This is a genomic window from Massilia sp. TWR1-2-2 (assembly GCF_049897565.1).
Taxonomy (GTDB): domain Bacteria; phylum Pseudomonadota; class Gammaproteobacteria; order Burkholderiales; family Burkholderiaceae_D; genus JAFCUW01.
Genome location: NZ_JAFCWM010000026.1, coordinates 58,423 through 70,314, shown reverse-complemented (window position 1 = coordinate 70,314; position 11,892 = coordinate 58,423). Strand labels below are relative to the sequence as shown.

Annotated in this window: 9 protein-coding genes and 2 pseudogenes; 7 read left to right on the top strand and 4 right to left on the bottom strand. The window is 65.8% G+C overall.

Going from position 1 to position 11,892, the window contains the following annotated elements:
• Positions 1–790 precede the first annotated feature (790 nt).
• A pseudogene (locus ACP7DD_RS21060) lies at positions 791–967 on the top strand (alpha/beta hydrolase family protein); the annotation flags it as partial.
• Between the two features lie 214 nt (positions 968–1,181).
• Here ACP7DD_RS21060 and ACP7DD_RS21055 read toward each other — a convergent pair.
• Positions 1,182–1,916 carry a DUF488 family protein gene (locus ACP7DD_RS21055; protein WP_426176791.1) on the bottom strand — a complete coding sequence of 245 codons (735 nt, stop codon included), beginning with the start codon at positions 1,914–1,916 and terminating at the stop codon, positions 1,182–1,184.
• 8 nt (positions 1,917–1,924) lie between these two features.
• Positions 1,925–2,541, bottom strand: a pseudogene (locus ACP7DD_RS21050) (ArsB/NhaD family transporter); the annotation flags it as partial.
• A gap of 194 nt (positions 2,542–2,735) precedes the next feature.
• On the opposite strand from ACP7DD_RS21050, the gene ACP7DD_RS21045 reads away from it, so the two are divergent.
• Together ACP7DD_RS21045 and ACP7DD_RS21040 are read left to right on the top strand one after the other, a co-directional pair.
• Positions 2,736–3,107 carry a DUF1566 domain-containing protein gene (locus tag ACP7DD_RS21045; protein ID WP_426176790.1) on the top strand — a complete coding sequence of 124 codons (372 nt, stop codon included), beginning with the start codon at positions 2,736–2,738 and terminating at the stop codon, positions 3,105–3,107.
• Between the two features lie 130 nt (positions 3,108–3,237).
• Positions 3,238–3,429, top strand: a complete 192-nt coding sequence (locus ACP7DD_RS21040) for a Thivi_2564 family membrane protein (RefSeq protein ID WP_099787834.1) — start codon at positions 3,238–3,240, stop codon at positions 3,427–3,429.
• A gap of 54 nt (positions 3,430–3,483) precedes the next feature.
• Here the strand turns inward: ACP7DD_RS21040 and ACP7DD_RS21035 are convergent, their stop codons facing one another.
• Together ACP7DD_RS21035 and ACP7DD_RS21030 are read right to left on the bottom strand one after the other, a co-directional pair.
• Positions 3,484–4,920: a M20/M25/M40 family metallo-hydrolase gene (locus tag ACP7DD_RS21035; protein WP_426176789.1), complete on the bottom strand. Its 1,437-nt coding sequence runs from the start codon at positions 4,918–4,920 to the stop codon at positions 3,484–3,486.
• Between the two features lie 86 nt (positions 4,921–5,006).
• The gene (locus tag ACP7DD_RS21030; protein ID WP_426176788.1) at positions 5,007–6,146 is read right to left on the bottom strand and encodes a metallophosphoesterase; all 1,140 of its coding nucleotides are present in this window, start codon (positions 6,144–6,146) and stop codon (positions 5,007–5,009) included.
• 206 nt (positions 6,147–6,352) lie between these two features.
• On the opposite strand from ACP7DD_RS21030, the gene ACP7DD_RS21025 reads away from it, so the two are divergent.
• From ACP7DD_RS21025 to ACP7DD_RS21010, 4 genes are all read left to right on the top strand, one after another.
• Positions 6,353–6,892 carry a YMGG-like glycine zipper-containing protein gene (locus tag ACP7DD_RS21025; protein ID WP_426176787.1) on the top strand — a complete coding sequence of 180 codons (540 nt, stop codon included), beginning with the start codon at positions 6,353–6,355 and terminating at the stop codon, positions 6,890–6,892.
• Between the two features lie 148 nt (positions 6,893–7,040).
• A complete protein-coding gene (locus ACP7DD_RS21020) occupies positions 7,041–8,012 on the top strand; it encodes a protein kinase domain-containing protein (RefSeq protein ID WP_426176786.1) in 972 nt (323 codons plus the stop codon).
• On the top strand, positions 8,009–10,375 hold the full coding sequence (locus ACP7DD_RS21015) for an FtsW/RodA/SpoVE family cell cycle protein (RefSeq protein ID WP_426176785.1): 2,367 nt from the start codon (positions 8,009–8,011) through the stop codon (positions 10,373–10,375). Before ACP7DD_RS21020 ends, ACP7DD_RS21015 begins: the two co-directional genes overlap by 4 nt.
• Positions 10,345–11,892 carry a hypothetical protein gene (locus ACP7DD_RS21010; protein WP_426176784.1) on the top strand — a complete coding sequence of 516 codons (1,548 nt, stop codon included), beginning with the start codon at positions 10,345–10,347 and terminating at the stop codon, positions 11,890–11,892. The genes ACP7DD_RS21015 and ACP7DD_RS21010 overlap by 31 nt, the downstream gene beginning before the upstream one ends.

Sequence of the window (11,892 nt, the reverse complement as noted above, 5' to 3'; positions counted from 1 at the left end):
ATCGCTGGAAGGACCTATCGACATCGTGAAAATCTCTCGAAACCGCGGAAGCAAGACCAAAAACCGCACAAGGCAATGAGTCAGAAAAATTGTTGAAATCGGCTAACTTGGGTGGATTGGGGCGCGCGCCGCCACCTCGTTGTCAGACCTTGATCGGCTGTAATCCCTTCCGGTTTCGTACAATCCTTCACTGATCCAATGATGCCAGTCAAAAAAGCAATGCCCAGCATAAATGAAAAGATCAACGGGCCCGTCCTGGATGCTCCAGCAAGAGCGCGCCGTTGCGCAAAATCATAGTACATCGCTGAAGGTATCAAAAGACTATCGAATTGTCACACCTCAGTGGTCCACGGCCATCGGCGCAGCCGAGAACTATTGAACCCAAAAAACGCAAGGCCGAGCGCCATAATTCCTTGCGTCCATGTTTGCGTCCATAGATGAGCAATACTGACTTGAAACGCAACCCGCACAAGCCTTACTTTGCCACATTCGATTCCGGTCCCGGCACCATGTCAAAGTACTAAGACGTCCGCAGACGTCCAAAAAGCACTCCTCCCTCCTATGACAACCGGCCTTGATATTGGTCGAGTTCGTCCCACGGCTCCCACCCTCAGAGATCAAAAGGCATGGCTGGCTGTCTTGAGGAAGGAAAACGTCGGGCCCACGACCCGCACGCCAGAGCACTGTTGCGTCTGCTTGACTCTCCACGGAGCGCCACGGCTATGGCTGAGGCCAGAACCACGCGCCCCGCGCAGCGCCAAGCGTCGCAGCGCGTGCCGAACACGGCGAGCGCCTCCGCTCTGCCCTGATCAAGGCTGGACGGCCGCCGGAATGGATCACCTATGCCAACGAAGCGCACGGCTTCCGCCAGGTCAGCACCGAGATCGATTTCGCCCCGAAAATGGAAGCGTTCCTGAACAGGCACCTGAAGGCTGAGAAGCCTTCAGCGCCAGCTTGCCGAAGCTGAAAGCGTCACGAGCAATCGTGACGCTTTTTTTCAACGCCCTTTGACGAACGGATTGAACCACTCCAGTTCATCCATCAGTGTCGACTTGTGATTCTTCACCGCCTCCACCGCCTCGGCGTGCACTTCCTCGCGAGAGCGCTCGCCGCCGCCGGCGCTCGTCCGGCCTGACGTCGACGCACCGCTCGACGTTACCCCTGCATCGGGCGCGTAAATTTCATCTGCCTGCGGCGGCGGCCTGACGCCGCCGGTCTGGGCGCAACCGCCCATAAATACAAAAGCCGTCGCGAGGACGGCGCTCTTGAGGCCCATGACATCCTCCATCCAGTGATTTGACATTCAGGAACCAGCATAGGCAAGCAGGTATCGGCATGCAACCAGAGCAGACAGCTTTATTTTTGAGTCGAAGTCTTGGCGCCGCCGACTTCGGTTGCGGCGGATACGTGATCCGGGTTCCCTCGACCACCGCGAACGGGGTCAGCACATGCGGCTTGCGCTTGGCGCCGCTGATGATGTGCTCGACCGGGACGCCACGTACCAGCAGCGCGTCCGCCACCATCGAACGATGGCAACGCCACGGCACCGATTCGGAGCACATCAGCACGCAACGAAATGCGCGCGCCAGTTCAACCAGGGCGTCGACATTGTCGTTGAATTCGACCGTCTGCATGTAATCGGCGTAGCCGCGAAACGACGCGTTGTGCCAGCCGGTGTTGGCCGAGTCGGCGCGGGCATGGCGCAGCCGGCCCAGGCCGGCGATGTGGCGGTAGCCGATGCCGGCCGCTTCCAGTGAAGCAGGCAAGTTATCGCGATTATATTGCGGATTGTGGCGCGACTTCGGCACCGTGAGAACGTCGAGCACGCACCGCACGTCGTGCAGCTGCAGCAGCCCGATGAATTCATCGATCGGACGGGTCGAATGACCGATGGTACAGACGAGATGCGTATCCACTGGAAGCCTCCTGGGACGTTGGCGAACACCATCGCTTCGCGCACCGCGCCGCTGGTGGCGGTGGCATCGATCGACAACGCGCCGATCAGCACGGTCGGCAGGTTGTTCATGATCGACGACAGCAGCGCCGTGATGATGCCGGTGCCCATCGCCGCGCCCCACACGCCGTACTGCGCGCAAGCATCGAGCAGCTGCGTCAGCGCGGCGGTCAGGCCGGCATTGCGCAGCCCGTACACGACCAGGTACATGCCGAGCGAGAACACGACGATTTGCCACGGCGCGTGGCGCCGTCGTTGCCGAACAGCGCCGACACGGCCGCGCCGAGCAGCACCATCAGCACGAACAGCTTGCGGCCGCTGCCGCCGCCGAAGCGGGCCATGTGCAGCGCGGCCCATTCGAAGAAGCCGGCCTGGTCAAGCAGCAGGCTGGTGATGATGATGGCGATGAAGGTGGCGGTGGCGTTCCACACGATGTGCCACACGACGGGAATGTCGGACACCTGGATGACGCCGGCCAGCAAGGCGGCGATGGCGCCGAGCGAGGCGCTCCTGCCGATGCCGAGCCCGCGCGGCTGCCAGATGACGAGGACCAGCGTGGCGATAAAAATGGCGAGTGCAGTGATCATTCGGCAGCGTTGGCGTGACGCGGCCGCCGACGGGGACCATTGCAACTTCCATAATTTCAGAGAGGGTGAAATTATAAGGCGAAACGCGGCCGCTCGCGGTGCAGCGCCTTTTTCGCTCACGCCGTCAGAAACACGGCAACTTAGCCTTCGCGCGCGGGTCTTAACTGCTACGTGCGAGCTTCCAGGGAGGGCGAATGAGCAGGAACGATCCAGTCAGGGCAAGCTTGAAGGACGGCGAACACTACGCGGGGATGATCCTCGGGAAAAACGGCGCGCCGGATCATCACGTCGTGCTGCTTCCGGGCGACGCCCAGGACGTCACCTGGGCCGCCGCGCGCGAATGGGCCGCCTTCGCCGGCGGCGAGCTGCCGACCCGGCGCGAACTGTCGCTGCTGTTCGCCAACCTGAAAGAACAGTTTCACCGTGTCTGGTACTGGTCTTCTGAACCGTCCGAAGCGCGCTCGCAGCTCGTGTGGGGGCAAAACTTCACCAGCGGCATCCAGACCATGTATGGCCGCCCTTTCCATGGGCGCGCCCGCGCAATCCGCCGGGTCGTCGACGAATAGCGGTTCAATTTCCCGCGCGTGCGAGTTGCAGGCTGTCTATGTGCCCTACCGAACAGTCGAGCAATCGGGTTTGCGATATCGTCCACCTGTCGCTCGACAATTCGTCATCCACAGCTGTAGGGGAAAAAATATGAACATACTAATCAGCCTCATCGTCTATCTCGTCATCTTCGGACTCATCTGGTGGCTGGTCAGCCTGCTGCCACTGCCGGCTCCGGTTGCCCAAATCGTCCGCGTGCTATTCATCATCCTGCTGATCCTGATCGTGCTGTCCGTATTCGGCATCATCCCAGGCGGCTACCTGCCAAAACTGAACCTGTAGTCGCCGGTTCAGCGCAGAAGAAAAAACCCGGCCATGCGCCGGGTTTTTTTTGGCTTACCGCGGCGGCACGTTGGCGCGGCCGATCGGCTGCTCCATGTTGGCCAGGTACCAGGTCGTCACCGCCATCACCGCCACGTGGCGGCGCAGGTCGTCCGGCTTGACCTTGTCGAACGTGTCGGCCGGCGTGTGGTGATAGTTGAAGTAGGTCGACTCGTCGATCAGCGGCGCAAAACTCGGCACGCCGGCCGCTTCGAGTCCATGCAAGTCGCCCGTGCCCAGCGCATCGGCGCGCTGCAGCGCCCCTGCCTGCATCGGCAGCAGCGCCGCTTTCAACGGCGCGAAATGCTTCATCGCTTCGTTGCCCACACTGGTGCGCATGCCAAACACGCGGCCCGAGCCTTCGTCGCTTTCGATCGCGGCGATGTGCTTGGCGGCGTTCGCCTTGTTGGCCTCCAGGTAGGTGGCGCCACCGCGGCCGCCATTCTCCTCGTTCATCCAGGCGATCACGCGGATCGTGCGGCGCGGCCGGAAGTCGAGCTTCTTGAGCGTGTCGATCACCGCCATCGCGCTGACCACGCCGGTGGCGTCGTCGTTGGCGCCGGTGCCGAGGTCCCAAGAATCGAGGTGGCCGGAGACGATGACGATTTCATCGGCCTTGTCGGTGCCGGGGAAATCGGCGATGACGTTAAAGCTGTCGGCGTCCGGCAGCACCTGCGGCGTCAGGGTCAGCTGCATGCTGATCGGGCCGCGCGCGGCCAGGCGCGTCATCAGCATGGCGTCTTCCGCCGACACTGCCGCCGCCGGAATGCGCGCGTTGTCCAGCAGGCCGCTGGCGCCGGTGTGCGGCAGGCGGAAATCGGCGCCACCGACCGAGCGCACCAGCACTGCCGCCGCGCCCATCTGCGCTGCCAGGCGCGTGCCCAAGCCGCGGTAAATCACCGCCTGGCCGTAGGCCGTGCCGGCCTGGCCGCGTTCGGCCATCTGCTGGTCGAAAGCGACGTCGAACAGCACGATGCGCCCCTTTACTTCGGCAGCGCGCGACTTCAGTTCGTCGAAATCACGGATGACGATCACCTGCGCGGTCAGGCCGGCTTGCGGCGTCGCGCCCGATCCGCCCAGCGCCGTGAGTACCACGCGCTGCGTGACGCCGGCGGGACGGCCGGCGTATTCAACCAGCGATGCCGTCTCCGCGCCGCGCACCCAATGCGGCACCTTCACCGGCTGCAGCGTGACGGTCGCGCCGAGCTTGCGCATCGCGTCGGCCACCTGCGTTACCGCCGCTGCCGCGCCGGCCGATCCGGAAAGGCGCGGGCCGATCAGGTCCGTCATGTCGGCCAGGCGTTCGAGCGCCCAGTCGCTTTTGAGGGCGGCATTGCGGATCTGCCCAAGCGCGGCGGGGTCGTTGCCGGGCGTGGCGGCGAAGGCGCTGGCGGCCAGCATGCTGGCGGCGAGGATAGTGAGGACGGACGTGTGGCGCAGGGTGCGGTTCATGCAGCGAATCCTTCGATTACTGTTCAGTGAGGATTCGCACAATATCGCATTTTGGCTCCGTTGTGCACGGCTTTATGACGACGTCATTACACGCCCTTCGCCCGCACCAGGCGCACGCGGGTGATCTCGGACGGCGCGCCGAAGCGTTTCGGCGGCCCCCAGTAGCCGGTGCCGCGGCTGGTGTAGACCCACAGCGAGCGCAGACGATTCAGGCCGGCGGTAAACGGCTGCTGCAGCGGCACGAACAGGTTCCACGGGAAGAACTGGCCGCCGTGCGTATGGCCCGACAGCTGCAAGTGAAAGCCCGCATCGGCGGCCGCTTCGGCGCTGCGCGGCTGGTGCGCCAGCAGCACCCTTACCTTCACGTGGCCCGGCGCGCCCTTTGCCGCCGCATGCGGATCGCTGCGGTGTGACTCGTCGAAGTGGTGCGCCATGAAATCGGTCACGCCGGCGATCATCAGCGCCTCGCCCGCGCGCTCGACCACGACGTGTTCGTTGAGCAGCACGGTCAGGCCCAGGCGCCGCATCTCGACGATCCACTCGTCCGCGCCGGAATAATATTCATGGTTGCCAGTGACGAAAAACGCGCCGTCGGGCGCAGCGAGCCGTTCAAGCGGCGCCGTATGCATGCCGAGGCGTTTGACGCTGCCGTCGACCAGGTCGCCGGTGACGGCGATCGCATCGGGCTTGAGCGCATTGACCTTGGTGACGATCGCATTCAGGTAGCCGCGCTTGATGGTTGGGCCGACGTGAATGTCCGAAATCTGCACGATGGAGTAGCCGTCGAACTGCGCCGGCAAGCCGTCGATCGGCACCTCGACATCGACAACGCGGGCGACACGACGCGCATTGACGAAGCCGATCAGCGTGACGACAAACGCCAGCAGCGGCACGCCAATGGCACTGGCGCGCTCGATCGCCGGACTGCCGGCAAAGGCAGCCGCCACCAGCAGTGCGACGTCGCGCAGCACCGTCAGCACCAGCAGCGACGAGAAAAAACCCATCGACAGCAGGCCCGCCCAGGTGAGCTGTTCGCTGAAGCGCGCGCCCTTGAGCACCGACGAAAACAGGCCGGTAAGCACCAGCAGCGCTGACGCGGCCAGCAGCGCGATGCCAGTGCTCAGGCCAAGCGTGCCCAGTCCCATCGGCGGGATCAGGCGCAGGCCAATGTACAGATGCAGCAGCGCGAGCAAGGTCGCGACAGTGAACAGGGCGCGACGGGGCATGGACAGTCCGTGTGAATGAATAACCCTGGTCAGATGGGGCGCCCGGCGCGATCTTCAAGCGTCAATACAGCACATGTTACAGCCGCTGCATGAGATGTAAGAGTCTGTATTAGCGATGGCGCGAGATTGTGCACAATATATAGTGAACACATGCCCAGCACGTTACGCGATCATCCTGATCCAGCTCGAGGCAAAAGGAAAACGCCATGTTGAATCAAAAATGCTTGGGCGCGGTGATTCTGGCCGCTACAGCCGTCACCTCCACGGCAATGGCTCAAGATCGCGGTGTAAATACAGCTGTCGGCGCCGTTCTCGGTGCTGCGATTGGCCATAACAGCGGTGGGCGCGATGGCGCCATCGTGGGCGGCGTAATCGGCGCGGCGCTGGGTAATGCGGTCAGCTCGAACGACCGTTCATACAGTAACGGCTACTACGACAACCGCAACGGCTACTACGACAACCGCAACGGATACGACGACAACCGCAATGGTTACTACGACAACCGCAGCAGCTATGTCGACACCCGCTCGTCGTACTATGACAACCGCGGCGACTACTACCAGGCGGCGCCGGTGTACGTTGAATCGGCTCCGGTCTATTACGCCCCTGCGCCGCGATACTACAGCACCCCTTCGGCGGTAGTGTATGTCGATTCGAGCCGCGGTTACTACAACGGCTACAACGGCTACAACGGCTACGGCGGCCATCGCCGCGGTCACCGCCACGATGGTTACGGCCACCGTTGATAGCACGCCACGTAATCATGAAACGCCGCCCGGGCAACCGGCGGCGTTTTTTTTCGTCTTTGCTCAAAAGTGGCGCGAGGATGCCATTTCCCCCTCCCCCTGCTAACCCTGTGTGACGGCACCCGCCGTCACAACCATCGGGGGAAGCATGCTGGAAGCGGGCGCGGTCATCACACTCGAAGCGGGCAGTTACCGCCTGCACGAGCCACTGGCCGGTTCCGCGTATGGCGTCGTCTGGATCGCCGACACCCTGCCGGCCGGCCGCCAGGTCGCCATCAAGCTGATCAACCAGCAGCAGATGGCGCGCGCCCACCCGGAACAACGCGACCGCTGGATCGCCAGCGCCCACAAGGAAATCGCTTTCCTGCGCTCGCTCGAACCGTGGGACGAGCGCCACATCGTGCGCCTGCTCGACAGCGGCATGCACGACGCGCTGCCGGTGATGGCGCTGGAACTGCTCGACGGCGACCTGGCCAGGCATGTCGCGCGCGAACGCGCGGCCGGCGTCGCCGTCGCTTTCGCCCAGGCGCTCGACTGGCTGGCGCAGATCAACCAGGCGATCGCCAAGGTCCACCAGTACGGCTGGCGCTACCTCGACCTGAAGCCGTCGAATGTGCTGCTCGACGCGCGCCGCGGCAGCGTCAAGCTGGCCGATTTCGGCACCAACCGCTTGCTCGACGACCGCGATCCGCACAGTTACGCCGGCACCGCCAACTGGCAGGCGCCGGAACAGTTCTTTCCCTCAGCGGGCGACTCCTACCTGACCGATGCGCGCAGCGACTACTTCGCCCTCGGCGCCATGTTCTACTACCTCGTCACCGGCGGCCTGCCGCTGCGGTTCTGCCGCGATTGCGGCCAGGCGTATCGCGACCACCAGGCCGGCGGCGCCGCGCAGCTGCTGGCGCGCCATGCCGGCACGGTGCCGCCGACGTTGCGCGACGATGAAGCGGCCCTGTTCGTGCAGCGCATCGACGCGCCCGGCGCGACCGAAGCGTTGACGCTGCTGCGCGCCCTGCTCAGCGCCCTGCGCAGCGGCCGGCCGCCTCACGCCATTGCCGTTAGCCGGATGATTGGCGACGTGCGCGCGGCAATGCGCGCGCCTGAATGGAGCCTGGCGTGATCCGCCGATTCAGCGCCTTTGCTCTCACTGCCAGCCTGGGCGTGTTGTGCGTCCTGCAGCTGTTTGCGCTGTGGCGCTCGCCGGCGGCGTGGTCGCCGGCCGTCATCTCCGTCAGCGTCGAGCCTGGCGAGTCGGTCACGCTGGGCCAGCACGAGTTGGCCGCGTCCCAGGCCGACACCGCCCACATCGGGCTGCGACGCGACCCGGCCGGCCGCTGGTTCGCCCGCAACGTCAGCGGCGCCAAACAACTGGTGCTGCAGCGCGACGGCATTGACCGGCGCACCGGCAGCATCTCCCTGGTTCAGGGCCAGCAGTTCCGCCTTGGCGCGGCGCTGTTCAGCGTGGACGCCGCCGACTCCAGGTCGTTGTCGTTTTCCGAAGGCAGGCGGTCCTGGCGCTATGACGGCGCCACACTGCGGCGCGATGGCAGCGCGCAGCCGGCCTGTCCCGACGCCCGCATCTCTTCGCGCCTGGCCGCAGCCTGGAACCGGCTGGCGCCGCACGCGCTGAGCATCGCACGTCCGCTCACTTTCGGCGGCAACCTGTATTGCGACAACCGGTTGGGCATCGAATACGTCGGCTACGGCAGCGCCCTGCTCTCGCGCGTCAAAGGCCAGCTGCTGTTGTCGAATTCAAGTGGCGCGCCGCTGTCGATGTCGTCCGCGGCAGGCGCGTACGACCTGGCGCAGCGCGAGGAGCCGCTCGATAGCGTCACTGCGCTGGTGGCCGGACGCACGCGTTTCGCCACCCGCATGCAAGGCAACCTGCTCGAACTGCGTCCACTGAGCCACGTCGCGCTGTTTGCCGACGCGCGCCACGCGCTGCCGCCGCACGTGCAATGGGAGTGGCGCCAGCGCCAGGCGTGGGAGCTGCCGGCCGGGGCGGCGTGGTGGATCGCGCTCGGCCTGTGCTGCGCGCTCGGCGCGGCCGGCGCCCTTGCGTGGCAGCGCGGATACTGGCCGTTCGTGCGCGACGCCGGCGCTGCCATCCGCGCCGCCAGCTTCGCCACCGCGCTGCTGGCAATTGCCGGCGTCGCCGCCCTCATCCTGCAGCGCAGCGCCACGCCGCCCGGCATCGGCTGGTCGATCCTGCTCGGCGGCGCGGCGCTGTGGTGCTGCCTGCTGCTGCCCGGCCGACTCACCTTGGTGACGGCCGCCGGCACGCTGCTGTTGGCGGTCGGCCTGCTCGCGCAGCTCGAACTGGGCCTGGGCGCGATGGAGTCGTCATGGCTGCGCCATTACCAGAAGACGACGGCGCTGCTGGCAATTGGGCTGGCCATCGGCGCCCACCTGCGGCTGCGGCTGCGCGGACGCGGCGGCATGATGCCGCAGACCCGCCTAGAATCGATGCTCGCGCTGCTGGCCGGTTGCGCGCTGGTCGCCTTGCTGCTGCAAGTCTTGCTGGGCGACGAAACCGGCGTATTCGATTTGCAGCCGGTGGAATTTGCCAAGCTGGCACTGACGGCATTGACTGCTCACTGCATCGCCATCGGTCTTGGCTGGGATGCCGCCTTGCCCGAACACACTCGCCCGGCCTTGCGCTGGTTCCGCCTGGCCGCACCCGCGGTGCTGTTTGCCGCCCTGCTGGGACTGGCCCTGGTGCAGGTAGACGACTACTCGCCGCTGATCCTGCTGGCCGTATGGAGCATCGCGATGGCGTTCGCCTATTCGATCGCGGCCGGCCGGCACGCGGCTACCGCCGGCATCGTCGCGCTGGCCTGCCTGGCGGCAGGCGCGGTGGCCTACCTGCGCAGCGCCGGCGCCGGCGAAGTGGCGCAATGGAGCTTTTATGCCGACCGCTTCCTGGTCTGGCTCGATCCGGCCAGCCATCCGCACACCGGCCAGCAGCTGCTGCGGGGCGCGCGCGCCATCGCCGAAGGCGCCTGGTGGGGATCGGACCAGCTGCTCGGCCTGTCGACCATGGGCCAGGCCGCCGGCGGCGCGCTGCAGATTCCCGCAGTGCAGGACGATTTCGCGCCGTCGTTCTTCCTGAACCGCCACGGCCTGCTCGGCGCCCTGGCGCTGTGGGCGCTGCAGGCGCTGTTCCTGGTCGGCGTGCTGCAGACGGCGGCGCGCTCGTACGCGGCCAGCCGCCAGGCGCGCGACTTCCGCCAGGCGTGGATGGGCAGGTTCCGCTGCTTCGCGCTGTGCGGCGGCGCCGCCTTCGTGCTTGGCCACTTCCTGCTGTCATGGGGCACCAACCTGGCGATCTTCCCGATCATGGGCCAGCCGATGAGTTTTCTGTCGGCCGGCGGCAGCCACCTGCTGTTTTTCATCTGCCCCCTGCTAGCGTTCAGTGCGATCAGTGCCCAATCATTAGAGGAGATTCAATCATGCCGGTCTATGTCCAACACGAAGTGCTAGGCAAGGTGCCCGATGTATTCAACGCCGAGGCGCTGTGGCAGGCGCCCGGCCTGGCGCTGTTTTCGCGCAGGCCGCAGCTGCGCGACCTGCTCGAGCGCTCGCCGCGCGAGCATCGCGGCCGCGCCGCCACGCGCTGCTTCTCGCACGTGACGCTGATGCTGCCGCAGGACGATGTCGACGACGACCGCCACCTCACCCGCGGCGCCCGCGTGCGCGACCTGGCGCAGTCGCTCGCCGCCCTGCACCAGAAGGATTTCGGCGACCTGCTCGGCGGCGATGAAGTTCGCTACGATGTCGTCGGCGCCGACGCGCTCGAATCGGGCCAGGTCGAAGTCAAGTTCGGCCACGCTGTGTACCTGCCGGCGCCAGACGAAAAGGTGCTCTACACCGTCACCACCTCGCGCGACAGCGCCATCTGGAAGCCGGTCTGCGCGATGTACCCGAACCAGCGCCTGGCGCTGATCGGCCATGACGACGAATCGGCCAGCCACGCGGTGCCGGCGTGGCCGTTCGGCGGCGACGGCGCCATCCTGCTGATCAACGACGGCCCGGACGCGCCGATCGAAGTGCAGGTGCGGCCAAAAGGCGCGTTCGATTGCAGCTACGACCCGATCAACGGCTATTACACGATCAAATCGAAAGAAGCCGGCGAGGCTACCCGGCTGATGATGAGAATCACGCGCGTCGCCAGCGCGCCGGTACCGGCCGCAAAGCCGGTGGAAGCGGCGCCGATCCAGGTCAAGCCGGCGGCTGTGTGGAAAACCCGCGTCCGGCCGACCGACGCGATGGAGCAGACTGCGGTGCCGCTCAGCCATCGCCCGGCGATGTCGCCAGGCGTCGAAGGCGACGCCACCTACGCGCCGATTGCGCAGCAGCGTGTCAGCCTGGTTGCACTGGCGATGCCGCGCTTGTCGCGCTATCGCGAGACCGGCGCGCTGGCGCTCGTAATTGGCATCGACCGTTCGCTTGGGCTGGCCGCCAATTCGCATGACGCGGTAATCAGCTTTGCGGTCGACGCCGGCGACGAGCTGCATGCGATCACCAGCGCCGGGCGCGAACGCATCAGCGCGCCGGCCAGCTTCACACCGGTCGACGCCGGCGCGGTCAAGCTGTCGGCGGTGGCGCACGAGATGGCCGATCGCTACTGCGCCATGCTGTGCCTTCCGGTGCCGGTCAGCGTGCCCGTCGCCAGTGGCGCGCGCTTCGTGTTCGGCCGCAGCGCGCCGATGCTGGCGGCGCTGCGCGTGCTCGACTCGGCCCGTTTCCTTCAACGCGCCGCCGGCTTCGACAGCGCGAGTGCAGACCGCATCGGCCTGTCGCGCAACGCCTTCAGCTTTGAAGCTGCCGGCGGCGGCTACAAGATCGGGCGGCTGTCGGCGACGCAGGCGCTGTTCCACCTCGACGAGCAGATGCAGTTTGTCGCCAGCATTGGCGAGGCCAGCGCGGAGCAGCCGTATACGCTGCCGCCGGGGCACCACCTGGTGGCCGGCCATTACGTGCTGCGCTTCGACGCCTGA

What these genes read in the sequence shown, in the direction of transcription:
- ACP7DD_RS21045 (WP_426176790.1), top strand. Translation starts at nt 2,736, where the DNA reads ATGAGCAGGAACGATCCAGTCAGGGCAAGCTTGAAGGACGGCGAACAC.
- ACP7DD_RS21040 (WP_099787834.1), top strand. Translation starts at nt 3,238, where the DNA reads ATGAACATACTAATCAGCCTCATCGTCTATCTCGTCATCTTCGGACTC.
- ACP7DD_RS21035 (WP_426176789.1), bottom strand. Translation starts at nt 4,920, where the DNA reads ATGAACCGCACCCTGCGCCACACGTCCGTCCTCACTATCCTCGCCGCC.
- ACP7DD_RS21030 (WP_426176788.1), bottom strand. Translation starts at nt 6,146, where the DNA reads ATGCCCCGTCGCGCCCTGTTCACTGTCGCGACCTTGCTCGCGCTGCTG.
- ACP7DD_RS21025 (WP_426176787.1), top strand. Translation starts at nt 6,353, where the DNA reads ATGTTGAATCAAAAATGCTTGGGCGCGGTGATTCTGGCCGCTACAGCC.
- ACP7DD_RS21020 (WP_426176786.1), top strand. Translation starts at nt 7,041, where the DNA reads ATGCTGGAAGCGGGCGCGGTCATCACACTCGAAGCGGGCAGTTACCGC.
- ACP7DD_RS21010 (WP_426176784.1), top strand. Translation starts at nt 10,345, where the DNA reads ATGCCGGTCTATGTCCAACACGAAGTGCTAGGCAAGGTGCCCGATGTA.